The sequence below is a fragment of the Bacillus cereus group sp. MYBKT111-2 genome, from assembly GCF_051915205.1.
Taxonomy (GTDB): domain Bacteria; phylum Bacillota; class Bacilli; order Bacillales; family Bacillaceae_G; genus Bacillus_A; species Bacillus_A paranthracis.
In genome coordinates this window covers 143011-167041 of the sequence record NZ_JBQAEG010000001.1, presented here as the reverse complement: position 1 = coordinate 167041, position 24031 = coordinate 143011, and the positions used below count along the sequence as shown (strand labels likewise).

Genomic DNA, 24031 nt, shown 5'->3' with positions numbered 1-24031 from the left:
TATGGCAGTTTTAGAAATAGTAAAGCATCCAAATGAAGTGTTAGAAACACCGTGTGAAAGAGTAATTAACTTTGATAAAAAGTTAGTGAAATTGTTGAAAGATATGCATGAAACAATGTTAATTGCGGACGGAGTCGGTTTAGCTGCGCCTCAAGTAGGGGTAAGCTTGCAAGTGGCGGTAGTTGATATCGGTGATGATACTGGGAAAATCGAGTTAATCAATCCATCGATATTAGAAAAACGTGGTGAACAAGTAGGTCCCGAAGGCTGTTTAAGCTTCCCGGGACTTTATGGTGAAGTGGAACGTGCGGATTATATTAAAGTGCGTGCGCAAAATCGTCGAGGCAAAGTATTTTTACTAGAAGCAGAAGGGTTTTTAGCGCGCGCAATTCAACATGAAATCGATCATTTACACGGTGTGTTATTTACATCGAAAGTGACAAGATATTATGAGGAAAATGAATTAGAATAGGTATTAAAAGGAGCGGTTTTTAAATGATAAAAGTAGTATTTATGGGAACACCGGACTTTTCAGTGCCGGTGCTTCGTCGTCTTATTGAAGATGGCTATGATGTAATAGGTGTTGTGACGCAACCAGATCGTCCGGTAGGCAGAAAGAAAGTATTAACACCTACACCTGTTAAAGTGGAAGCAGAAAAACATGGTATTCCAGTGTTACAACCGTTAAGAATCCGTGAAAAAGACGAATATGAAAAAGTATTGGCATTAGAGCCGGATTTAATTGTAACAGCTGCGTTCGGTCAAATTGTACCAAATGAAATTTTAGAAGCACCGAAGTATGGATGTATTAACGTCCACGCTTCTTTACTTCCTGAACTTCGTGGTGGTGCACCAATCCATTATGCAATTATGGAAGGGAAAGAAAAAACAGGTATTACAATTATGTATATGGTAGAAAAATTGGATGCTGGTGATATTTTAACGCAAGTAGAAGTGGAAATTGAAGAGCGTGAAACGACAGGCTCGTTATTTGATAAGTTAAGTGAAGCAGGGGCACATCTTCTATCTAAAACAGTACCTTTACTAATTCAAGGTAAGTTAGAACCAATTAAACAAAACGAGGAAGAAGTAACGTTTGCATATAATATAAAACGTGAGCAAGAGAAAATTGATTGGACAAAAACAGGTGAAGAAGTATACAATCACATTCGCGGATTGAATCCATGGCCAGTTGCTTATACAACTTTAGCAGGACAAGTTGTTAAAGTATGGTGGGGAGAAAAAGTACCTGTAACGAAATCAGCTGAAGCAGGTACGATTATTGCGATCGAAGAAGATGGTTTCGTTGTAGCAACTGGTAATGAAACGGGTGTTAAAGTTACAGAATTGCAACCTTCTGGTAAAAAGCGTATGAGCTGTTCACAATTTTTACGTGGAACAAAACCTGAAATTGGAACGAAGTTAGGAGAAAATGCATGAGACAAAATGTTCGTGAATTAGCTCTTGATGGTTTAATTCAAGTAGAAAAAAGTGGTGCATACAGTAACTTACTTTTAAATAATCTAATTGAAAAAAGTACAATTGATGGAAAAGATATTGGTTTATTAACTGAGATTGTATATGGAACAATCCAACGTCGTGATACATTAGATTATTATTTACAGCCTTTTTTAAAAAAGAAAGTTGAAGCGTGGGTAAGAGTATTACTTCGCTTATCTTTATATCAAATGATTTATTTAGACCGAGTGCCTGAAAGAGCGGCTATTCATGAAGCCGTTGAGATTGCAAAGCGTCGCGGGCATAAAGGAATTGCTGGTATGGTGAACGGTGTATTACGTTCGATTCAAAGAGAAGGTGTACCTTCTGTAGATGAAATCAAAGATCCAGTAGAACGTTTGGCAATTGCAACAAGTCATCCAATTTGGCTTGTCCAAGAGTGGACTTCAGAATATGGTTTAGAAACTGCTGAGAAAATGTGTGAAGTTAACATGTTACCGCCTGTACCAACAGCGCGTGTAAATGTTGATAAAATAACAGTAGAAGAAGCAATTGCATTATTAGCTAGTGAAGGTATAGAAGCGAAGCGTGGCGATTTATCAGATGATGCAATTCAAATTGAAAGAGGGAATGTAGCGCACACAGATGCGTTTAAAAAAGGTTTTCTTTCTATTCAAGATGAAAGTTCTATGCTGGTAGCACGTGCCTTAGAACCAGATGAGGGAGATGTAGTTCTTGATAGTTGTGCTGCTCCAGGTGGAAAAACAACGCATATTGCAGAGCGATTAAAAGGAACTGGTCAAGTCATGTCCCTTGATTTACATGCACACAAAGTACGTTTAATTAAACAACAAGCAGAGCGACTTGGTCTAGGAAATGTCGAAACAAAGGCATTAGATGCTAGAAAAGTGCAAGAACATTTTGCAAATGAAACGTTTGATAAAATATTAGTAGATGCCCCATGTTCTGGATTTGGTGTAATTAGACGTAAGCCTGATATTAAGTTAGGTAAAGATAAAGGCGATAGTGAAAGATTATCGACGATCCAACTTGCAATACTAGAAAAAATCGCACCGTTATTAAAACAAGGTGGTCGCCTTGTTTATAGTACGTGCACAATTGAAAAAATAGAAAATGAACAAGTAATAGAACGATTTTTACAAGAGCATCCTGAGTTTGAGTGGGATACTACGATAAAAGAGCGTATGCCAGAAAAGTTAAGTCCGTATATTGATGAAGGTCAAGTACAAATTTTACCGCATTATTTTGCAACAGATGGCTTTTATATTGCTTGTTTAAGGAAGAAGGTGTAGCATCGTGGAAACGACTGTGAGAAAACAAAAGAAAAATTTAGAAACGAAAAAACCATCAATTTACTCTTTACAACTTCATGAAATGCAAGATTGGTTAAAGGAGCAAGGAGAACCAAAGTTCCGTGCTGGACAAATTTTTGATTGGTTATATAAAAAACGTGTAAAAAATTATGAGGATATGTCAAACCTTTCTAAAGGATTGCGTGAAAAATTGTCGAATTCCTTTGATATTACTACTTTAAATACGTTAGTAAAACAAACGTCTTCGGATGGAACAATTAAATTCTTATTCCAATTATATGATGGATATTCTATTGAAACGGTATTAATGCGACATGAATATGGAAATTCCATTTGTGTAACAACACAAGTAGGTTGTCGTATTGGGTGTACGTTCTGTGCTTCAACGCTTGGCGGTTTAAAGCGAAACTTAGAAGCTGGAGAAATTGTAGCACAAGTAGTAGAAGTGCAACGTGCACTTGATGAATCAGAAGAACGTGTAAGTTCTCTTGTCGTTATGGGAATTGGAGAACCATTTGATAACTATGATAATTTAATGGGATTCTTACGCATCATTAATCATGAAAAAGGACTTCATATTGGTGCGAGACATATGACAGTTTCGACAAGTGGAATCATCCCGAAAATTTATAAGTTCGCTGAAGAAGATTTACAAATTAATTTTGCGATTTCACTGCATGCTCCAAACTCAGAATTACGTTCAAAATTAATGCCGATTAACCGTGCTTATAAGCTACCAGATTTGATGGAAGCTATTAAATACTATGTAAATAGAACAGGGCGTCGTATTACTTTTGAATATGGACTATTTGGAGGCGAAAATGACCAAGTTGAGCACGCTGAAGAGCTTGCTGCGCTCTTGAAAGGTGTAAAATGTCATGTGAACTTAATTCCGGTAAACTACGTACCTGAACGTGATTATGTACGTACGCCACGTGAACAAATTTTCTTATTTGAAAAAACGTTAAAAGATCGTGGAGTAAATGTAACGATTCGCCGTGAACAAGGTCATGATATTGATGCAGCCTGCGGTCAGTTGCGTGCGAAGGAGCGCAAAGAAGAGACGAGGTGACGAGATGAAAGCCGTGTTTCTATCAGATAAAGGAAAAGTTCGTCAACATAATGAAGATAGTGCAGGAGTTTTTCACAATTTAGATGGAAATATTTTAGCGGTAGTAGCAGATGGAATGGGAGGTCATCGAGCTGGTGATGTAGCTAGCTCGATGACCATTCAATTATTCCATGATTATTGGAAGCAAACGCATAATATGAACGAGCCAAAAAAAGTAGAAGAGTGGTTACATACTAGCGTGGGGATTATTAATGAGCGTATATATGAATACTCTAAGCAACATGTAGAATGTAATGGTATGGGAACAACACTTATAATAGCGATTTGTACACCAAATTTTGTGACGATAGGTCATATAGGAGATAGTCGTTGTTATATGGTATCAGAGGGGGAAATCTCGCTTGTAACGGAAGATCACTCACTTGTCAATGAACTTGTGAGACATGGTGAAATTTCAAAAGAAGACGCAGAATATCACCCGAAAAAGAATGTTTTGTTAAGGGCATTAGGAACAGAAGAGAAAGTCGGATTAGATGTGAAAACATTAGTGCTAGAGGAAGATGATCAGTTACTTCTTTGCTCTGATGGACTATCTAACAAAGTTTCTATTGCTGATATGCAACAAGTTTTACAGTTAAATGAACAGCTAGAAACTAAGGGACAACGTCTCATTCAATTGGCGAATGATCGTGGCGGGGAAGATAATATCACCCTTGTTCTCATTGATTATGCGGGTTCGACAAACGAAAGTAGGTGAAGTGCAACGTGCTGATTGGAAAACGCTTAAATGACCGTTATAAGCTACTGAAAATGATTGGTGGCGGTGGAATGGCCAATGTGTATTTAGCTCATGATGATATACTAGGCCGAGATGTAGCGGTGAAAATATTAAGACTCGACTATTCAAATAACGAAGAGTTTATTAAACGTTTCCATCGAGAAGCGCAGTCTGTTACAACGTTGTCGCATCCAAATATTGTGAATATGTATGATGTCGGAGAAGAAGATGGTATATATTATCTTGTAATGGAGTATGTACCAGGACAAACATTGAAGCAATACATAATTGAGCGAGGAATGTTACCGATAGGAGAAGCTCTTGATATTATGGAGCAGTTAACATCCGCCATGGCACACGCCCATCATTTTGAAATTGTGCACCGCGATATTAAACCGCACAATATTTTAATTCGAGCTGATGGAGTAATAAAAGTAACAGATTTTGGAATTGCGACAGCTACAAGTGCAACAACAATTACACATACAAATTCAGTACTCGGTTCGGTGCATTATTTATCACCAGAACAAGCACGTGGCGGGATAGCAAATAAACAATCAGATATTTATTCCCTAGGGATTGTTATGTTTGAGTTGTTAACAGGAAGACAACCATTTTCTGGAGAATCTGCTGTTGCTATAGCTTTAAAACATTTACAAAGTGAAATTCCGTCTCCAAAAAGATGGAATGAAAGTATTCCGCAAAGTGTCGAAAATATTATATTAAAGGCAACTGCGAAAGATCCGTTTCATCGATATCAATCTGCTAATGCGATGAAACGAGATATTGAAACTGCGCTATATCCAGAGAGGATAAATGAGCAGCCATTTTACATACCGGAAGATATGGAAGCGACAAAAGCGATTCCGGTTATTCAACAGGAACAATTATTCGAAAATGTAACTGATGAAACAATTGTTTTACAAGGAAGTAAAGTGGATGAACAGGCAAGAAAAGAAGATGAGGATTTAAATAAGAAGAAAAAACGAAGTAATAAATGGCTCAAAGTTTTAATTACAACATTTTTACTTTTAGCGATCGGAATAACGTTAGCCCTTACTGTTATTCCAGGATTCTTTATTCCAAAAGATGTAAAAGTCCCTGATGTGGCTGGTATGAAATATACGACCGCAGTAAATACATTAGTTGAAAAGGGTTTTGAGGTTACGGAACCTAATATTGTATATACAGATGATGTTGAAACCGGTGATGTTATAAAAACAGACCCTGTGGCAGGAAGAGTCGTGAAAGAAAACTCTAAAATTACTATCTATCAATCAGGTGGGAAAAAGAAAAGTAAGATGATTGATTTCACAGGAAAAGATTTAGAGAGTATAAGAACAGAGTTAGAAGAGAAATATAAACAAGTTACAGTATATTATATTGAAGATGATAGGCCAAAAGGTGCAATCGTAGAGCAATTTCCGACGTCTGACCAAATGGTGGTAGAGGCCGAGCAAGAACTGAAAATCTGGGTGAGTAAAGGTCCTTATCAAATTAGACCGGGTGATTTTTCAAGGTGGACTGAAAATAGTGCAACTGGTTATCTGAATGAGAGAAAACTAACTCCAGATATAAAACGAGAGTATTCTGATACTGTTGATAAAGGACTTGTAATTTCGCAATCTCCAAAACCAGGAACGCCGTTAAAAGAAGGAGATAAAGTGACGATTGTTATTTCAGATGGTCCTAAGCCGAAAGTAACGAAAACAGTGAAAGTGGATAATATTTCTATTCCGTATGAGTCTTCTATAATAGGTGAGAAAAAACCGCAAACGATAGAAATTTATAAAGAAGATATGCAACAAAAAATGGATAGACCAATTGAAACTAGAACAATTTCAGAGTCGGCAACTATTTCATTAGAATTTGTAATTCAAGAAGGTACAAAAGGACATTATAAAATTGTACGAGATGGTGTAACGATTATTGACAAAGAAGTACCATACCCAACTCAATAATAATGAATTCCATTTTATCTCCAAAGAGAATGGAATGTATTACTTCTGCCTGTTATGCTGTCTACATATAGTGGACTGTATAACAGGCAAAAATATATGATTCAAAAAGATATAAAAGTGATACTGTTATAAATAATATTTTAAATTTGATGGTAGATTAAATATATTAATGTGTATATATGACGGGTTTTGAAATCTTTATTTAAAGAATGATAATCCATTCAATATGAATTCCAGCTTCACTTTATACAGAATAAAGGAGAATTATATGCCAGAAGGAAAAATTGTAAAAGCTCTAAGTGGATTTTATTATGTGCAGCATGAAGAAGGGATTACACAATGTCGCGGGCGTGGTGTGTTTAGAAAAAATAAAATTACACCACTGGTAGGAGACCAAGTGGTTTTTCAGGCTGATAATCCAAGTGAAGGATACGTGCTTGAAGTATTTGATCGAAAAAATGAACTTGTCAGGCCTCCTATTGCTAATGTTGATCAAGCAATTCTTGTTTTTTCAGCAGTAGAACCAGATTTTAATCCGGGGCTGTTAGATCGATTTTTAGTGCTGATTGAATATCATAACATTAAGCCGATTATTTGCATTAGTAAGATGGATTTAGTGGATGAAAAAATGAGAGGAACTGTTGAATCTTATGCAAATGACTATCGTGAGATGGGATATGATGTATTATTTACTTCTATAAATACATCGGAAAGTATTGATATTTTAAAACCGTTCTTAGAAGGTTGTGTTTCCGTTGTTGCGGGGCAATCTGGTGTTGGAAAATCTTCTATGCTTAACGTCTTACGTCCAGAATTAGAACTGAAAACGAATGATATTTCCTCACATTTAGGACGCGGGAAACATACGACAAGACACGTAGAATTAATTGCGATTGGAAGCGGACTAGTTGCAGATACACCTGGTTTTAGTTCACTCGATTTCATAGAGATAGAGGTAGAAGATCTTACATATTGTTTTCCAGAGTTGAAAGAAGCGAGCCAATACTGTAAATTTAGAGGGTGTACACATCTTTCTGAACCGAAATGCGCTGTGAAGGCTGCGGTTGAAGAGGGGAAGATTACAGAATATCGTTATAAGAATTACAAACAATTTGTAGAAGAAATTAGAGAGAGAAAGCCGAGGTATTAGTTATGATTAAAATTGCACCATCGATCTTATCAGCAGATTTTTCAAAATTAGGGGAAGAGATTAAAGATGTAGAAAAAGGCGGAGCGGATTACATTCACGTCGATGTAATGGATGGACATTTCGTACCAAATATTACGATTGGACCATTAATTGTAGAAGCAATTCGTCCGATCACATCGTTACCGTTAGATGTACATTTAATGATTGAAAATCCTGATAACTATATCCCGACTTTCGCAAAAGCGGGAGCGGATATTATTACTGTTCATGTAGAGGCGTGCCCTCATTTACATCGTACAATTCAGTTAATTAAATCTCATGGCATTAAAGCAGGAGTTGTATTAAATCCGCATACGCCAGTTTCAGTGATTGAGCATGTATTAGAAGATATTGATATGGTATTACTTATGACAGTAAACCCTGGATTTGGTGGGCAGAAATTTATTCATTCTGTATTACCGAAAATTAAACAAGTTGCAGAAATGGTTAAAGAGCGCAATCTAGAAGTAGAAATTGAAGTTGATGGTGGTGTAAACGCTGAAACAGCAAGACTTTGTGTAGAAGCAGGAGCAAATGTACTTGTAGCTGGGTCAGCAGTATACAATCAAAAAGACCGCGGTGAAGCAATTCGTGTCATTCGTGGATAATGAATGAACGAGTCTTTATCCCAGTGAATCTTCTAGTGTAGTAAGTTTTCACTATTTATAAAGGGTAGAGAAAAAATATATAAAAAGGCAATCTACCGAATGGCAGATTGCCTTTTTACAATAGAAGGGGAAGGAAACATGATTATTCATATTTTAGCGGGAGGACCCGCGGAATATTGTGCAGATTTTTCTTCATATGAAAATGAGAAAGTAGTGTGGGCGGCAGTTGATAGAGGAGTATATCGTTTATTAAAAAGAGGTATTACTCCTGCTGTTGCGTTTGGAGATTATGACTCGGTTACGGAAGAAGAATTAGCATGGATGGGGCAACAAACAAATGATTTACATATTGTTCCTCGTGAAAAAGATCAAACTGATTTAGAAATTGCGATTAACTGGGCGTTAGAACAAAAGCCGGCACTCATTCGTATTTTTGGTGCTACTGGCGGAAGACTTGATCACGGTTTAGCGAATATACAAATGCTTTTAAAAGGATTAGAAGTAGGAATAGAGATGTGTATTGTAGACAATCAAAATGAAATAAGTGTAAAAAGAGTAGGTACACATATAATTGAAGAAAATAAAAATTTCCCTTATGTATCTTTTGTGCCTGTTACTGAAATAGTGGAAGGGATTACATTACTTGGTTTTAAATATCCTCTAACGAATAAAAAAATAGAGTGGGGATCCACACTTTGTATTAGTAATGAACTCGTTGAGGAAAAAGGTACTTTTTCATTTACTTCTGGCATATTAATGGTGATAAGAAGCACTGATTAAAGAAACAATTTTGCTCCTTACATCATATAGTGACCAAGTGGAGTAATGGGGATTAGGAGGGAAACCATGAGATTTTATACAATTAAGTTACCTAAATTTCTTGGTGGAATTGTTCGTGCCATGTTAAATACCTTCAAAAAAGATTAAAAAAAGCACCTATTACCGGTGCTTTTTCCATTGGTATAGTAAAAAAAGAGCCTAGCGGCTCTTTTTTTTATTATTAAACACGTTCGATTTTGCCAGATTTTAATGCTCTAGCAGAAACGTAAACACGTTGAACTTTTCCGTCGATGCGTACGCGAACTTTTTGAAGGTTAGCGCCCCACTTACGTTTTGTAGCGTTCATTGCGTGAGAACGAGAGTTACCAGAACGAGCTTTTCTTCCAGTAATAGCACAAACACGAGCCATTTATATTTCCCTCCCTTGATACCTTACCATACGTAATTTTTCAATGTTAGTCTTTTATGCGATGCTAAAAACACTACTATAATTTAACACAACTAAAAAGAGAATGCAACACTGTAGAAAAAAGAAATCAAGAAAAATTACTTGACACTATATGTCAATGAAGAAAAGTTGAAATCAAGAAAAATTGCTTGACATATTATAGTAATACATGTTGTATAATAACAATGGACTATTTTGCTCATCATAAAAAAGTGTAGTTTTCAACATAAAATATGAGAGTGAAAAAGAAAGAACGATGGAATTTTCTTTAAAAAGATTATATGATAGTAACTAAAGTAGTCTAACTCACTTTCACCATTTATGAAGGGGGAAAACGAGATGTCAATTGAAATTAAAACGAAGTACGGTCAAATTGATATTAGTACAGATGTAATTGCAACAATTGCTGGAGGTGCCGCGGTAGATTGCTACGGTATCGTAGGTATGGCATCAAAAAATCAGTTAAAAGATGGATTAACAGACATTTTACGAAAAGAAAATTTCACTAGAGGTGTTATTGTTCGTAAAGATGAAGATGAAGTACATATTGATATGTATATTATTGTGAGCTATGGTACGAAAATTTCAGAAGTAGCACATAACGTGCAGACGAAAGTGAAATATACATTAGATCAAACTGTAGGACTAGCAGTAGATTCTGTAAACATCTACGTACAAGGAGTTAAAGTAATAAACTTGTAATGTGCATTAAGGAGGAAAATCTGTGTCAATTCAAAAAATTGATGGAAAACGTTTATCACAAATGATCATTCAAGGAGCGAATAATTTAACGAATAATGTTCAGCTTGTTGATGCATTAAACGTATTTCCAGTTCCAGATGGCGATACCGGTACAAACATGAACTTATCTATGACTTCAGGCGCACGTGAAGTGAAAGCAAATCCTTCACAACATGCTGGTAAAGTCGGCGTAAGTTTAGCCAAAGGATTATTAATGGGAGCTCGTGGTAACTCTGGAGTTATTTTATCTCAGTTGTTCCGTGGTTTCTCGAAATCCATTGAACAAAAAGAAGAATTAACAACAGTTGATTTTGCTGCAGCTTTAGAAGCTGGAGTAGAGGCGGCTTACAAAGCGGTTATGAAACCGATTGAAGGAACGATTTTAACGGTTGCAAGAGAAACGGGTAAATATGCAGTAACAGTTGCGAAAAAACAGCGCGACTTTGTTTTGTTTATGGAAGACGTTGTGAAAGAAGCAAATGCATCGTTAAATCGTACGCCAGATTTATTACCTGTATTAAAACAAGTTGGCGTTGTAGATAGCGGTGGTAAAGGTCTTGTAGTAGTTTACGAAGGGTTTTTAGCTGACTTAAAAGGAGAAACGATTTCTTCTGATGCACCTGCCCAACCATCTATGAATGAAATGGTGCGCGCAGAACATCACCGTAGTGTACAAAGCCAATTGAGTACAGAAGATATTAAGTATGGATATTGTACGGAGTTCATGGTGAAATTAGAAGCTGATAAAGTGAAAGAACATAATTTCTCTGAACAAAAATTCCGTGAAGATATTAGTGTGTATGGTGATTCACTACTAGTTGTATCTGATGATGAAATTGTAAAAGTTCATATTCATGCAGAACATCCTGGAGACGCTATGAACTACGGACAACGTTACGGTAGTTTAATCAAGATTAAAGTAGAGAATATGCGTGAACAGCATACCGCTTTATTAGATGAGCCTGCTATGATGCCTGAGCCAACTAGCCAGCCTAAAGAGAAACAACCATATGGTATCGTAACTGTAGCTATGGGATCTGGTATTAAAACTTTATTTGAAAGCATTGGCGCGACGAAAGTTATCGAAGGTGGCCAAACGATGAATCCAAGTACTGAGGATATCGTGAAGGCGATTGAAGAAGCAAACGCTGAAAAAATCATTATTTTACCGAACAACGGGAATATCGTAATGGCAGCAGAACAAGCAGCGTCAGTTGTGGATCAAGAAGTGATTGTAGTTCGTTCAAAAACAGTTCCTCAAGGTATGGCTGCAATGTTAGCATTTAATCCAGTTGGAACGCTAGAAGAAAATGAAGAAAACATGAAAGAAGCTTTATCTCATGTGAAAACAGGTCAAATTACGTATGCTGTACGTGATACGGAAATTGATGGTGTGGCAATTCAAAAAGATGATTTCATGTGTATCGCAGATGGAAAAATCGTATCAACAAATGCTGAAAAAGTAGGGGCTGCGAAGCAATTACTAGAAGCACTAATTGATGAAGATTCTGAAATCGTAACGATTCTACAAGGTGAAGATGCAACTGACGAAGAAGTAGCTGAATTAGTTGAATTTGTAGAAGAGAATTTTGAAGATGCAGAAGTAGAAGTACATGCTGGAAACCAACCGGTGTATTCTTTCATCTTCTCTGTAGAATAAGAAAAAATTCGTTTTGAAAATAAATGGATTACTTACTTGCTAATGGATAATAAGTAGTAATATGAAGTTTATTACTAGTTTTTATTCAAAAGGCTAGCATATTGAAGATAAAAAAGAGCCTTGCTGCTAATAGTGAGGCTCTTTTCTTTCGTGTTGTTTATGAGGGATTTGAGTAGTTTCTCTTAGAATGCCTATGATAGAATATATAGGGTGAAAGAGAGCGATTACAGATGTCAATCATGTTAATGGATAATGAATCAAAAAAATAATGTGACGGAGCGTGAGAATCTTGAATGAAGTTGTACAAGTTCCCGTTACGGATGTAAAGGGAATCGGAGGAGAAACATCTGAATTACTACACGAGATGGGAATTTATACAGTTTCTCATCTATTAGAACATTTTCCGTACCGTTATGAAGACTATGCGATGAAAGATCTTGCTGAAGTAAAGCATGATGAACGTGTAACAGTAGAGGGAAAAGTTCATAGTGCTCCTTTACTGCAATATTATGGGAAGAAGAAGTCGCGTCTTACGGTTCGTGTCCTCGTAGGTCGTTATTTAATTACAGCTGTATGTTTTAATAGGCCGTACTATAAGCAGAAGTTAAATTTAGATGAAACGGTAACGATTACTGGTAAATGGGATCAGCATCGTCAAACGATTGCGGTATCAGAACTTCATTTTGGACCGGTTGTACGTCAACAAGAAGTAGAGCCTGTGTACTCAGTGAAAGGGAAACTTACAGTAAAACAGATGCGCCGTTTTATTGCACAAGCGTTAAAAGAGTATGGAGATTCTATAGTTGAAGTGTTACCTGATGGATTGCTAAGTCGATATAAATTATTGCCGCGTTATGAAGCGCTTCGGGCGTTGCATTTTCCAACAGGTCAGGAAGATTTGAAGCAAGCGCGTCGCCGTTTTGTATATGAGGAGTTTTTCTTATTTCAGTTAAAAATGCAAACGTTACGGAAAATGGAGAGGGAAAATTCGAAAGGGACGAAAAAAGAAATTCCTTCAGAAGAATTGCAAGAGTTTATCGATGCTCTTCCGTTTCCGTTAACTGGTGCGCAACGCCGAGTTGTAGATGAAATTATGAAAGATATGACATCTCCTTATCGAATGAATCGTCTGTTGCAAGGTGATGTAGGTTCTGGTAAAACGGTGGTTGCTGCAATTGGTCTTTATGCAGCAAAATTAGCGCATTATCAAGGTGCTTTAATGGTTCCGACAGAAATTTTAGCAGAACAACATTATCAATCGCTCGCAGAGACGTTCTCGCACTTTGGTATGAAGGTTGAATTGTTAACAAGTTCAGTTAAAGGTGTGAGACGCCGAGAGATTTTGGCAAAATTAGAACAAGGAGAAATAGATATCCTTGTTGGAACACATGCTTTAATTCAAGATGAAGTGATCTTTCATAGGTTAGGTCTCGTTATTACTGATGAACAACATCGATTTGGTGTAGCGCAGCGACGAGTTTTACGTGAGAAAGGCGAGAGTCCAGACGTATTATTTATGACAGCGACCCCGATTCCACGTACGTTAGCAATTACTGCATTTGGAGAGATGGATGTTTCTATAATCGATGAGATGCCGGCTGGTAGAAAGGTAATTGAAACATACTGGGCAAAACATGACATGTTAGATCGTGTTCTCGGTTTTGTAGAGAAAGAGATAAATAAAGGAAGACAAGCATATGTTATTTGTCCCCTTATTGAAGAATCTGAGAAACTTGATGTGCAAAATGCAATCGACTTACATAGCATGCTGACTCATCATTATCAGGGGAAATGTCAAGTTGGATTAATGCATGGAAGATTATCATCTCAAGAAAAAGAAGAGATAATGGGACAATTTAGTGAAAATAAAGTGCAAATTCTTGTATCGACAACAGTTGTTGAAGTAGGTGTGAACGTACCGAATGCGACTGTAATGGTTATTTATGATGCAGAGCGTTTCGGTTTATCACAGCTTCATCAGCTAAGAGGACGTGTTGGGCGTGGTAGTGAACAATCGTATTGTTTATTAATCGCGGATCCAAAATCGGAAACGGGAAAAGAACGAATGCGTATTATGACCGAAACGAATGATGGATTTGTATTGTCGGAAAAAGATTTAGAGTTAAGAGGTCCTGGAGATTTCTTTGGGAGTAAGCAAAGTGGTTTACCAGAATTCAAGGTTGCTGATATGGTACATGATTATCGGGCGCTAGAAACAGCTAGACAAGATGCGGCGTTACTAGTAGATTCAGAAGCATTTTGGCATAATGATCAATATGCGTCGTTGCGTACGTATCTTGATGGGACAGGTGTGTTCCAGGGAGAGAAGCTCGATTAAAGGGAGGCAACAAAAGTTTTTGTTGCATTCTACTTTTAATGATTATATACTACTGTTAGTACCTAGTCATAAAAATGGATGGTGCGGTATGAAAAAAAGAAGAAGTAAAAAAGAAAGACAAGAATTATTACAACAAACTATAGAAACGAATCCTTTTATTACGGATGAAGATTTAGCAGAGAAATTTCAAGTGAGTATACAAACCGTACGTCTAGATCGTATGGAATTATCTATTCCTGAATTAAGAGAAAGAATTAAACATGTAGCTACAAAGCAACATGAAGAAGATGTGAAATCTTTACCGTTAGAAGAGGTTGTCGGAGAAATTATTGATATAGAATTAGATAGACATGCAATTTCTATCTTTGAAGTGAAGGTAGAACACGTATTTAAAAGAAATCAAATTGCCCGTGGGCATCATTTGTTTGCACAAGCAAACTCACTAGCTGTTGCGGTTATTGATGAAGAATTAGCTTTAACTGCAAAGTCTACCATTCGATACATTCGTCCTGTAAAATTAGGAGAGCGTGTTGTTGCAAAAGCGCGCGTGGAAGATGTAGAGAATGACAAAGGGCGGACGGTTGTCAAAGTGCGTAGCTTCGTTGGAGAAGAACTTGTTTTTACAGGCACTTTTGAAATGTATCGATCTAGTAATTATAGTGAGGAAGGTAACAACTTATGAAAATCGCAATAGATGCAATGGGCGGCGATCATGCTCCAAAGGCTGTCGTACTAGGAGCAATGAAAGCTATTAAGGAATATTCTGATCTACATATTACGTTAGTAGGGAAAGAAGAGGAAATTCGTCAATACTTAACGAGTGAAGAGCGAATTACTATACTCCATACAGACGAAAAAATCGAATCGACAGATGAACCAGTAAGAGCGGTTCGTCGAAAAAAACAAGCTTCAATGGTACTTGCGGCACAGCAAGTAAAAGATGGCGTAGCAGATGCTTGTATATCAGCTGGTAGTACAGGTGCTTTAATGGCGGCCGGATTGTTTGTTGTAGGTCGAATGGAAGGAATTGAGCGACCAGCTTTATCCCCTACAATGCCAACTGTTGATGGAGAAGGTTTTGTTATGTTAGATGTTGGAGCAAACGTTGATGCAAAACCAATTCATTTATATCAATATGCAGTAATGGGATCTGTATACGCTGAGAAAGTAAGAGGGATTAAAAATCCTCGCGTTGGACTTTTAAATGTTGGAACAGAGGATGGCAAAGGGAACGAGCTTTCAAAACAAGTCTTTGCAATGCTTAAAGATGCGCCAATTAATTTTGTTGGAAACGTTGAATCAAGAGACTTGTTACAAGGTGTAGCAGATGTTGTTGTATGTGACGGTTTTACAGGTAATGTAGCGCTAAAATCTTTAGAAGGAACAGCACTTGCATTATTCTCTATGTTAAAAGAGCAGTTAATGAGTTCGTTTACGAGCAAATTAGCAGCGGCGGTATTAAAACCAAAACTTATGGTATTAAAAGATAAAATGGATTATTCGGAGTATGGAGGAGCGGCGTTATTTGGATTGAAAGCTCCTGTCATTAAGGCTCACGGTTCTTCTAATGACCAATCAATATTTAGTGCGATTCGTCAAACGAGAGAAATGGTAGCGAAAGAAGTTATTCCTACTATTTCAAGCGTAATGGAGAAAGAGCCACTCCAATAAGAGGAGGATTTGAAATGGGAAAACTAGCATTTCTTTTTCCGGGCCAAGGTTCACAGGCAGTTGGAATGGGTAAACAGTTAGCAGAGAATAATAAAGAAGTTGCAAATGTATTTGCAAAAGCAGATGAGGTGTTGCAAGACTCACTTTCAGAAGTGATTTTTGAAGGGCCACAGGAAAAGCTTACGTTAACAACAAATGCGCAACCTGCTTTATTAACAACGAGTTTTGCTATTTTGACAGCTTTAAAAGAGTATGATATTACACCAGACTTTGTCGCAGGGCATAGTTTAGGTGAGTATAGCGCTCTTGTAGCAGCGGGTGCATTAACTTTTGAGGATGCAGTATATGCTGTAAGGAAACGTGGGGAATATATGGAAGAAGCTGTTCCTGGCGGAGAAGGTGCAATGGCGGCTATTTTAGGTGCTGATCCACATATGCTGAAACAAGTTACAGAAGAAGTAACAAGTGAAGGGTATGCAGTACAAATTGCTAATATGAATAGTACGAAGCAAATTGTGATTTCTGGAACAAAGCAAGGAGTCGAGATTGCTTCTCAAAGAGCGAAAGAACATGGTGCAAAGAGAGCAATTCCGCTTAAAGTAAGTGGACCGTTTCACTCTGCGCTTATGAAGCCAGCGGCGGAGAAATTCCAAAGTGTCTTAAATGAAATTACAATTCAAGATACGAATATTCCTGTAATCGCAAATGTAACAGCAGACGTTATTACAAGTGGTGCGCATATTCAAGAAAAGCTAATCGAGCAGCTCTATTCGCCTGTCTTATGGTATCCATCCATTGAATATATGGTGAGTCAAGGGGTAGATACATTTATTGAGATTGGACCTGGGAAAGTACTTGCTGGACTTATGAAGTCAATTGATTCATCAGTGAAAGCATACGCGATATACGATGAAGAGACATTACAAGATACCATTTCAAATTTGAGAGGAGAAAACTGATGTTAAAAGGGAAAGTAGCATTAGTAACGGGTGCTTCACGTGGAATTGGTCGTGCAATTGCGATTGATTTAGCAAAACAAGGGGCAAATGTTGTAGTAAATTATGCTGGTAACGAGCAAAAGGCAAATGAAGTAGTTGATGAAATAAAGAAATTAGGTTCGGATGCAATTGCAGTAAGAGCAGATGTTGCAAATGCTGAAGACGTTACAAATATGGTGAAACAAACTGTAGATGTATTTGGACAAGTTGATATTCTTGTAAATAATGCAGGTGTAACAAAAGATAATTTATTAATGCGTATGAAAGAAGAAGAATGGGATACAGTTATTAATACAAACCTAAAAGGTGTATTCTTATGTACGAAGGCAGTATCTCGTTTTATGATGCGTCAACGTCATGGGCGTATTGTTAATATCGCTTCTGTTGTTGGAGTAACGGGTAATCCAGGACAAGCAAACTATGTTGCTGCTAAAGCAGGTGTAATTGGATTAACAAAAACTTCAGCAAAAGAGTTAGCGAGCCGCAATATTACTGTAAATGCAATTGCTCCTGGATTTATTGCGACGGATATGACAGACGTATTAGATGAAAATATAAAAGCTGAAATGTTAAAATTAATTCCTGCAGCTCAGTTTGGTGAAGCGCAAGATATCGCAAATGCTGTAACGTTTTTTGCTTCTGATCAAAGCAAATATATTACAGGTCAAACGTTAAATGTTGATGGCGGTATGGTAATGTAATAAAAGAATCGATTTCAACTAGTTTTTTTGGACAATATTTAATATAATATTTGAGGGGAGGTGAATGGAATGGCAGATGTTTTAGAGCGTGTAACAAAAATTATCGTTGATCGTTTAGGAGTAGAAGAAACAGAAGTAGTACCAGCTGCAAGCTTCAAGGAAGATTTAGGAGCAGACTCCCTAGATGTAGTAGAACTTGTAATGCAATTAGAAGACGAATTCGAAATGGAAATTTCTGATGAAGATGCTGAAAAGATTGCTACTGTTGGCGATGCTGTGACTTACATAGAGAGTCATCTATAATGCTTGAATGAAGTCCCGTTTTTTAGCGGGGCTTCTCGGCTTATATCTGGAGGGACCTATGCCGTACCGTAAATATAGAGAAAAAAAATACGAAACAAAATATCGTGAAGCGTTTAAAGTATTTCAAGAAAAGATAGGTATTACGTTTACAGATGAAAAATTATTGATTCAAGCATTTACGCATTCATCGTATGTGAATGAGCATCGAAAAAAACCACATGAAGACAATGAGCGTCTCGAATTTCTTGGAGATGCAGTATTGGAACTTACTGTATCGCAGTATCTGTTTCAAAAATATCCGACAATGAGCGAAGGAGAGTTAACAAAACTACGTGCAGCAATTGTATGTGAACCATCTCTTGTTCGTTTTGCAAACGAGTTGTCATTTGGTAGCCTTGTTTTATTAGGAAAAGGTGAGGAAATGACAGGTGGACGTGAACGACCAGCTTTATTAGCGGATGTCTTTGAAGCGTTTATTGGTGCCCTTTATCTTGATCAAGGGCTAGAAACAGTATGGGGCTTCTTAAAAGAAATTGTATACCCTAAAATTAATGAAGGTGCTTTTTCTCATGTGATGGATTATAAGAGTCAATTACAAGAGTTGATTCAGCGTGATGGTAGTGGCAATATTGAGTATCAAATTTTACAAGAAAAAGGGCCAGCCCACAATCGAGAATTTGTGTCACGTGTTACGTTAAATAACGTGGCTTTAGGACTTGGTAGTGGCAAGTCGAAAAAAGAAGCGGAGCAACAAGCTGCTGCAGAAGCGTTGAAAAAGTTAAAAGAACAACTATAAGGAATCCCCCTTTGAATGAGGGGGATTCCTTGTGCATAGAATGAAACTTTCCTTTCATTTGTGAATAAAAGGAAAGGAAATCCGTATAAATGTTGTTTTTGTATAAATAACATTTATAGCAACGGAGAATAGGAGGAAGGCCTTTCGTGTTTTTAAAAAGATTAGAAATAGCAGGATTTAAGTCTTTTGCTGAGCGTGTATCTGTCGATTTCGTCCCAGGTGTAACGTCTGTAGTAGGACCTAATGGAAGCGGAAAAAGTAATATTACTGATGCCATTCGCTGGGTACTTGGTGAACAATCGGCAAAATCATTACGTGGTGCAAAGATGGAAGATATTATTTTTGCAGGTAGTGATACGAGAAGAGCAGTTAATGTTGCTGAAGTAACAATAACTTTAAATAATGAAGATCAACGTTTACCGATTGAATATAATGAGGTGTGTGTAACGCGTCGTGTATCTCGTTCTGGTGATAGTGATTTTTATATTAATAAACAATCATGCAGGTTGAAAGATATTATCGATTTATTTATGGACTCTGGTATGGGAAGAGAAGCTTTTTCGATTATTAGCCAGGGGAAAGTTGAAGAGATTTTAAGTAGTAAATCAGAAGAACGTCGTGGTGTATTTGAAGAAGCGGCGGGAGTGCTGAAATACAAACTTCGTAAAAAGAAAGCTGAAGGTAAATTAGCAGACACACAAGAAAACTTAAATCGCGTACAAGATATAATTCACGAATTAAGTAGTCAAGTAGAACCTTTAGAAAGACAAGCTTCTATTGCAAAGGATTATCTCGAGAAAAAAGAAGAATTAGAGAAAGTAGAAGCAGCGCTTATTGTACATGAAATTGAAGAATTGCATGAGAAATGGGAAGCGCTTCGAAATCAGTTTGGGCATAATAAAAACGAAGAAGCTAAAATGTCAACGCATTTACAAAAAGGTGAAGAAGAGCTAGAGGAATTACGAGGCCAATTACAAGCAGTAGATGAGTCTGTAGATTCCCTGCAAGAAGTACTTTTACTTTCTAGTAAAGAGCTAGAAAAGTTAGAAGGACAGCGTGAGCTATTAAAAGAAAGAAAGCAAAATGCAACGACGCATTGTGCACAACTTGAACAGTTAATTGTTGAATTAACAGAAAAAGCTACAAGTTATGATGGTGAAATTGAATCGAGTACAGAAGTGTTGATGCAATTTGTAAATCATGTAAAAGAGCTGGAGACGAAATTGCATGATAATGAGCAATTGCTTGCAACGTTTGCTGACGATTTAGAGGAACGAATTGAGAATTTAAAAGGTGACTATATTGAACTTTTAAATCAACAAGCTAGCCATCGTAATGAGTTATCAATGATTGAAGAACAATCTAAACAACAAAACTCAAAAAATGAACGCCTTGATGAAGAAAATGCGAAATATGTAGAAATGCGTATGGAAATTACAGCGAAAAAGACAAAACTTGTGGAAAGTTATGAACAAGTAAAAGAAAAAGTAGCTGGAATCCTTTCGAATATACAAAAGACAGAAGCGGCACTTGGGAAATGCAAGGCGCAGTATAGTGAAAATGAAACAAAACTGTATCAAGCGTATCAATTTGTACAACAGGCACGTTCTCGGAAAGAAATGCTAGAAGAGATGCAAGAGGACTACTCTGGTTTCTATCAAGGGGTACGTGAAGTATTAAAAGCTCGAGAAAATAGGTTGCAAGGTATTGAGGGGGCTGTTGCAGAGCTGCTAACGGTACCGAAAGAATATGAAATTGCAATGGAAATTGCTCTAGGTGCAGCGATGCAGCATATAGTTGTACAAAAAGAAGAGCATGCTCGTAATGCAATTGCGTTTTTAAAACAGAATAAACATGGACGAGCAACGTTTTTACCGCAAGCTGTTATTAAAGGTAGATCGTTATCATTTGAGCAATTACGTATTGTAAATCAGCATCCATCGTTTGTAGGTGTGGCGGCAGAACTTGTGCAATATAACAATAAATATGAAAATGTAGTTTCAAATTTATTAGGTACTGTTATTGTTGCAAAAGATTTACGTGGGGCGAATGAGTTGGCGAAACAACTACAATACCGTTATCGCATTGTAACAATCGAAGGTGATGTAGTGAACCCTGGCGGTTCTATGACAGGTGGAGCGGTAAAACAAGCGAAATCTTCTTTATTAGGACGTCAACGTGAATTAGAAGAGTGGACGAGCAAGTTAACTGATATGGAAGAAAAAACGACGAAGTTAGAAAACTTTGTTAAAGCAGTAAAGCAAGAGATTCAAGAAAAAGAAGTGCAAATACGCGAATTAAGGCAAAGTGTAGAAGCGGAACGTGTAGATGAACAGAAATTAAGAGAAGAAATTAATCGCTTAGAATTAGAGGAACATCGTATTAATGATCGTTTATCTATTTACGATTTAGAGATTGAAGGATTCTTACAAGATCAAGTGAAGATACAAGGGCGTAAAGAAGATCTAGAAAAGATTTTAGCAACTCTTCAAGCGGAGATTACGGAATTAGATAACAAAATTGTAGCTTTAACAAAACAAAAAAGTGAGCAGCATTCTTCGAAAGAAAAAGTTCAAAAAGAAATGACTGAATTGAAAGTGTTGGCGGCTGAAAAGCAACAACGCTTATCTAATCAAAAAGAAAAAGTTGAACGATTGACGAAAGAAAAAGAAGAAACGGATGCAACACTTGTCAAAACGAAAGAGGATTTAGCATTCTTAAAACAAGAAATGACATCGAATTCAAGTGGTGAAGAGCAGATTACGAATATGATTGAGAAGAAAGCATATGATCGTAATCAAACTTCAGAGTTAATTCGCTCTCGTCGCGAACAACGTGTATCGTTACAAGAGAGAGTAGAGCAGTTAGAGCGTAATCTGAAAGAAACAACAGGTAAACATAAATACATTCTTGAGATGTTGAAAGATCAAGAAGTAAAAATAAACCGACTTGATGTAGAGTTAGAAAATAGATTACAACATTTACGTGAAACATATACGATTTCATTTGAAGCGGCAAAACTGAAGTATACAATGGTGATGCCTGCTGAGGATGCACGTAAAAAGGTGAAACTAATTAAACTCTCCATCGAAGAGCTAGGCACAGTAAACTTAGGAGCGATTGAGGAGTATGAGCGTGTGGCAGAGCGTCATACATTCTTACTAGAGCAAAAAGATGATCTGGAAGAAGCAAAAACGACGTTGCACCAACTTATTACTGAAATGGATGAAGAAATGAAAAAACGCTTTTCTACTACATTTGAAGGAATTCGAATGGAGTTTCAATCGGTGTTCTCTGAATTATTTGGAGGCGGTAGAGCGGATTTAGTCATGACGAATCCAGAGGACTTATTAAATACAGGTATTGATATCGTAGCACAACCGCCAGGGAAGAAACTGCAAAACTTAGGTTTACTTTCAGGTGGAGAGCGTGCTTTAACGGCAATTGCACTGTTATTTGGTATTTTAAAAGTGCGCCCAGTCCCATTCTGTGTACTAGATGAGGTAGAGGCTGCTCTTGATGAAGCAAACGTTGCCCGTTTTGCCCAGTATTTAAAGAAATTTAGTGATGAGACACAGTTTATTGTAATTACACATAGAAAAGGTACAATGGAAGAGTCTGACGTATTGTACGGTGTAACAATGCAAGAGTCAGGGGTATCTAAACTTGTTTCGGTTCGTTTAGATGATGGAGAAGAACTAGTTGCAAGCAAATAGGAAGGATGGGACAGTATGAGCTTTTTTAAAAAACTAAAAGAAAAAATTTCAAAACAAACGGATACGGTAACAGAGAAGTTTAAACAAGGATTAGAAAAAACGAGAAATTCGTTTGCAGATAAAGTAAATGATTTAGTCTTTCGTTACCGTAAAGTAGATGAAGATTTCTTCGAAGAATTAGAAGAAATTTTAATCGGTGCAGATGTTGGCGTTTCGACAGTGATGGAATTAATTGACCAGCTGAAAGAAGAAGTACAACGCCGTAATATTCAAGATCCAAGAGAAGTACAAGCTGTTATTTCGGAAAAATTAATAGAAATTTATAAAGGTGACAGTGATTTTACTAATGAAATTAATATGCAAAAGGATGGCTTGACAGTTGTTTTATTTGTTGGTGTTAATGGTGTAGGTAAAACGACAACAATTGGTAAGATGGCTCATAAGTTTAAATCAGAGGGTAAGTCTGTCTTATTAGCAGCAGGAGATACATTCCGTGCTGGAGCGATTGAACAATTAGAAGTATGGGGCGATCGCGTTGGGGTAGAAGTGATTAAACAAGGATCAGGGTCTGATCCAGCAGCGGTTATGTATGACGCTGTACAAGCTGCAAAAGCACGTAAAGTAGATGTATTACTATGTGATACAGCAGGACGTTTACAAAATAAAGTGAACTTAATGAAAGAGTTAGAGAAAGTAAAGCGTGTAATTGAGCGTGAAGTACCAGGAGCTCCTCATGAAGTATTACTTGTTATTGATGCTACAACAGGACAAAACGGTTTAAGTCAAGCGAAAACATTCCGTGAAGCAACGAATGTTACTGGTATTGTTTTAACGAAGTTAGATGGAACTGCTAAAGGTGGTATTGTATTAGCGATTCGTAACGAAATGGATGTACCGGTGAAGTTCGTTGGATTAGGAGAGCAAATGGATGATCTGCAACAGTTCGATCCGGAACAATATGTATATGGTTTATTTGCGAATTTAGTAGAAACAGAAGAAGTATAAGTGAAAGAAGCGGTATTTTCCGCTTCTTTTTCTATAAAAAATATGTGATGTTAAGAAAAAAACTTGACACTCTTTTGTACTCCATGTAAACTAATTCATGTAAAGGGAAATCACTTAACAAAGGATGATCCAACATGCTCGAAAAAACAACGAGAATGAACTATTTATTTGATTTTTATCAATCGTTGTTAACGCAAAAACAAAGAAGTTATATGTCGCTTTATTATCTTGATGATTTATCTCTTGGTGAAATTGCGGAAGAATTTGATGTAAGTCGCCAAGCCGTGTATGATAACATTAAACGGACTGAAGCGATGCTTGAAGAATATGAAGAAAAATTAGTATTACTTCAAAAGTTTCAAGAGCGACAGCGACTTGTTGCAAAGCTAAAACAGCTAATCAGCGAAGAAGAGCATGTGAATGAAGAAATGAAACAAGTTGTTGAAGCTATCGAAAAATTAGATTAGGAGGGCG

General features: G+C 37.0%; 23 protein-coding genes. 22 read left to right on the top strand and 1 reads right to left on the bottom strand.

Annotated features, from left to right (window positions below; all coding sequences use genetic code 11):
- The first annotated feature begins 1 nt into the window (after nt 1).
- From def to spoVM, 10 genes are all read left to right on the top strand, one after another.
- Nucleotides 2-472 (top strand): peptide deformylase, encoded by a 471-nt coding sequence (gene def / locus ACTFNE_RS00795; protein WP_000279468.1) that lies wholly within the window; start codon nt 2-4, stop codon nt 470-472.
- A 23-nt stretch (nt 473-495) separates the two neighbouring features.
- A complete protein-coding gene (fmt, locus tag ACTFNE_RS00790; protein WP_029439605.1) occupies nt 496-1440 on the top strand; it encodes a methionyl-tRNA formyltransferase in 945 nt (314 codons plus the stop codon).
- Complete coding sequence (gene rsmB, locus ACTFNE_RS00785) at nt 1437-2771, top strand: 16S rRNA (cytosine(967)-C(5))-methyltransferase RsmB (protein WP_270705099.1); 1335 nt, start codon at nt 1437-1439, stop codon at nt 2769-2771. Before fmt ends, rsmB begins: the two co-directional genes overlap by 4 nt.
- A gap of 4 nt (nt 2772-2775) precedes the next feature.
- Entirely contained in the window at nt 2776-3864 is a 1089-nt protein-coding gene (rlmN, locus tag ACTFNE_RS00780; RefSeq protein ID WP_000450543.1) for a 23S rRNA (adenine(2503)-C(2))-methyltransferase RlmN, read from the top strand.
- 4 nt (nt 3865-3868) lie between these two features.
- On the top strand, nt 3869-4621 hold the full coding sequence (locus ACTFNE_RS00775) for a Stp1/IreP family PP2C-type Ser/Thr phosphatase (protein WP_000648696.1): 753 nt from the start codon (nt 3869-3871) through the stop codon (nt 4619-4621).
- A gap of 8 nt (nt 4622-4629) precedes the next feature.
- Nucleotides 4630-6603 carry a serine/threonine protein kinase PrkC gene (prkC, locus tag ACTFNE_RS00770; protein WP_000904766.1) on the top strand — a complete coding sequence of 658 codons (1974 nt, stop codon included), beginning with the start codon at nt 4630-4632 and terminating at the stop codon, nt 6601-6603.
- A 268-nt stretch (nt 6604-6871) separates the two neighbouring features.
- Nucleotides 6872-7753, top strand: coding sequence for a ribosome small subunit-dependent GTPase A (gene rsgA, locus ACTFNE_RS00765; protein ID WP_046198496.1), 882 nt, complete (start codon nt 6872-6874; stop codon nt 7751-7753).
- Nucleotides 7754-7755: 2 nt separating this feature from the next.
- Nucleotides 7756-8400 (top strand): ribulose-phosphate 3-epimerase, encoded by a 645-nt coding sequence (gene rpe, locus ACTFNE_RS00760; RefSeq protein ID WP_000589966.1) that lies wholly within the window; start codon nt 7756-7758, stop codon nt 8398-8400.
- A 99-nt stretch (nt 8401-8499) separates the two neighbouring features.
- Nucleotides 8500-9180: a thiamine diphosphokinase gene (locus tag ACTFNE_RS00755; protein ID WP_001998094.1), complete on the top strand. Its 681-nt coding sequence runs from the start codon at nt 8500-8502 to the stop codon at nt 9178-9180.
- 66 nt (nt 9181-9246) lie between these two features.
- The gene (gene spoVM, locus ACTFNE_RS00750) at nt 9247-9327 is read left to right on the top strand and encodes a stage V sporulation protein SpoVM (RefSeq protein WP_001213599.1); all 81 of its coding nucleotides are present in this window, start codon (nt 9247-9249) and stop codon (nt 9325-9327) included.
- Between the two features lie 73 nt (nt 9328-9400).
- Here spoVM and rpmB read toward each other — a convergent pair whose 3' ends face one another.
- Nucleotides 9401-9589, bottom strand: coding sequence for a 50S ribosomal protein L28 (rpmB, locus tag ACTFNE_RS00745; protein WP_000124776.1), 189 nt, complete (start codon nt 9587-9589; stop codon nt 9401-9403).
- A gap of 378 nt (nt 9590-9967) precedes the next feature.
- Between rpmB and ACTFNE_RS00740 the strand changes: the two genes are divergently transcribed.
- The 12 genes from ACTFNE_RS00740 (at nt 9968) to ACTFNE_RS00685 (ending at nt 24024) form a co-directional block, all read left to right on the top strand.
- Nucleotides 9968-10330, top strand: a complete 363-nt coding sequence (locus tag ACTFNE_RS00740) for an Asp23/Gls24 family envelope stress response protein (RefSeq protein ID WP_000021109.1) — start codon at nt 9968-9970, stop codon at nt 10328-10330.
- Nucleotides 10331-10352: 22 nt separating this feature from the next.
- Complete coding sequence (locus ACTFNE_RS00735) at nt 10353-12029, top strand: DAK2 domain-containing protein (RefSeq protein WP_000027110.1); 1677 nt, start codon at nt 10353-10355, stop codon at nt 12027-12029.
- Nucleotides 12030-12318: 289 nt separating this feature from the next.
- A complete protein-coding gene (gene recG / locus ACTFNE_RS00730) occupies nt 12319-14367 on the top strand; it encodes an ATP-dependent DNA helicase RecG (protein WP_001006884.1) in 2049 nt (682 codons plus the stop codon).
- An 88-nt stretch (nt 14368-14455) separates the two neighbouring features.
- Nucleotides 14456-15049, top strand: a complete 594-nt coding sequence (fapR, locus tag ACTFNE_RS00725) for a transcription factor FapR (protein WP_000747352.1) — start codon at nt 14456-14458, stop codon at nt 15047-15049.
- Entirely contained in the window at nt 15046-16038 is a 993-nt protein-coding gene (gene plsX, locus ACTFNE_RS00720; RefSeq protein WP_000684108.1) for a phosphate acyltransferase PlsX, read from the top strand. Before fapR ends, plsX begins: the two co-directional genes overlap by 4 nt.
- Nucleotides 16039-16052: 14 nt before the next feature.
- Nucleotides 16053-16997, top strand: a complete 945-nt coding sequence (fabD, locus tag ACTFNE_RS00715; protein ID WP_000516951.1) for an ACP S-malonyltransferase — start codon at nt 16053-16055, stop codon at nt 16995-16997.
- Nucleotides 16997-17737 (top strand): 3-oxoacyl-[acyl-carrier-protein] reductase, encoded by a 741-nt coding sequence (gene fabG / locus ACTFNE_RS00710; RefSeq protein WP_000911782.1) that lies wholly within the window; start codon nt 16997-16999, stop codon nt 17735-17737. Before fabD ends, fabG begins: the two co-directional genes overlap by 1 nt.
- A 69-nt stretch (nt 17738-17806) precedes the next feature.
- On the top strand, nt 17807-18040 hold the full coding sequence (acpP, locus tag ACTFNE_RS00705; protein WP_000786062.1) for an acyl carrier protein: 234 nt from the start codon (nt 17807-17809) through the stop codon (nt 18038-18040).
- A gap of 58 nt (nt 18041-18098) precedes the next feature.
- Nucleotides 18099-18836: a ribonuclease III gene (rncS, locus tag ACTFNE_RS00700; RefSeq protein WP_001146876.1), complete on the top strand. Its 738-nt coding sequence runs from the start codon at nt 18099-18101 to the stop codon at nt 18834-18836.
- Nucleotides 18837-18982: 146 nt separating this feature from the next.
- Nucleotides 18983-22552 carry a chromosome segregation protein SMC gene (gene smc, locus ACTFNE_RS00695; protein WP_270705098.1) on the top strand — a complete coding sequence of 1190 codons (3570 nt, stop codon included), beginning with the start codon at nt 18983-18985 and terminating at the stop codon, nt 22550-22552.
- Between the two features lie 15 nt (nt 22553-22567).
- Nucleotides 22568-23557 (top strand): signal recognition particle-docking protein FtsY, encoded by a 990-nt coding sequence (gene ftsY / locus ACTFNE_RS00690; protein ID WP_000007648.1) that lies wholly within the window; start codon nt 22568-22570, stop codon nt 23555-23557.
- 134 nt (nt 23558-23691) lie between these two features.
- A complete protein-coding gene (locus ACTFNE_RS00685) occupies nt 23692-24024 on the top strand; it encodes a putative DNA-binding protein (RefSeq protein ID WP_000891062.1) in 333 nt (110 codons plus the stop codon).
- The last annotated feature ends 7 nt before the right edge of the window (nt 24025-24031 follow it).

Bases quoted from the DNA above. Each gene is read 5' to 3' on its own strand.
- def (WP_000279468.1), top strand. From the start codon at position 2: ATGGCAGTTTTAGAAATAGTAAAGCATCCAAATGAAGTGTTAGAAACA.
- fmt (WP_029439605.1), top strand. From the start codon at position 496: ATGATAAAAGTAGTATTTATGGGAACACCGGACTTTTCAGTGCCGGTG.
- rsmB (WP_270705099.1), top strand. From the start codon at position 1,437: ATGAGACAAAATGTTCGTGAATTAGCTCTTGATGGTTTAATTCAAGTA.
- ACTFNE_RS00775 (WP_000648696.1), top strand. From the start codon at position 3,869: ATGAAAGCCGTGTTTCTATCAGATAAAGGAAAAGTTCGTCAACATAAT.
- rsgA (WP_046198496.1), top strand. From the start codon at position 6,872: ATGCCAGAAGGAAAAATTGTAAAAGCTCTAAGTGGATTTTATTATGTG.
- rpe (WP_000589966.1), top strand. From the start codon at position 7,756: ATGATTAAAATTGCACCATCGATCTTATCAGCAGATTTTTCAAAATTA.
- ACTFNE_RS00755 (WP_001998094.1), top strand. From the start codon at position 8,500: ATGGCAGATTGCCTTTTTACAATAGAAGGGGAAGGAAACATGATTATT.
- spoVM (WP_001213599.1), top strand. From the start codon at position 9,247: ATGAGATTTTATACAATTAAGTTACCTAAATTTCTTGGTGGAATTGTT.
- rpmB (WP_000124776.1), bottom strand. From the start codon at position 9,589: ATGGCTCGTGTTTGTGCTATTACTGGAAGAAAAGCTCGTTCTGGTAAC.
- ACTFNE_RS00740 (WP_000021109.1), top strand. From the start codon at position 9,968: ATGTCAATTGAAATTAAAACGAAGTACGGTCAAATTGATATTAGTACA.
- fapR (WP_000747352.1), top strand. From the start codon at position 14,456: ATGAAAAAAAGAAGAAGTAAAAAAGAAAGACAAGAATTATTACAACAA.
- plsX (WP_000684108.1), top strand. From the start codon at position 15,046: ATGAAAATCGCAATAGATGCAATGGGCGGCGATCATGCTCCAAAGGCT.
- fabD (WP_000516951.1), top strand. From the start codon at position 16,053: ATGGGAAAACTAGCATTTCTTTTTCCGGGCCAAGGTTCACAGGCAGTT.
- fabG (WP_000911782.1), top strand. From the start codon at position 16,997: ATGTTAAAAGGGAAAGTAGCATTAGTAACGGGTGCTTCACGTGGAATT.
- acpP (WP_000786062.1), top strand. From the start codon at position 17,807: ATGGCAGATGTTTTAGAGCGTGTAACAAAAATTATCGTTGATCGTTTA.
- rncS (WP_001146876.1), top strand. From the start codon at position 18,099: ATGCCGTACCGTAAATATAGAGAAAAAAAATACGAAACAAAATATCGT.
- ftsY (WP_000007648.1), top strand. From the start codon at position 22,568: ATGAGCTTTTTTAAAAAACTAAAAGAAAAAATTTCAAAACAAACGGAT.
- ACTFNE_RS00685 (WP_000891062.1), top strand. From the start codon at position 23,692: ATGCTCGAAAAAACAACGAGAATGAACTATTTATTTGATTTTTATCAA.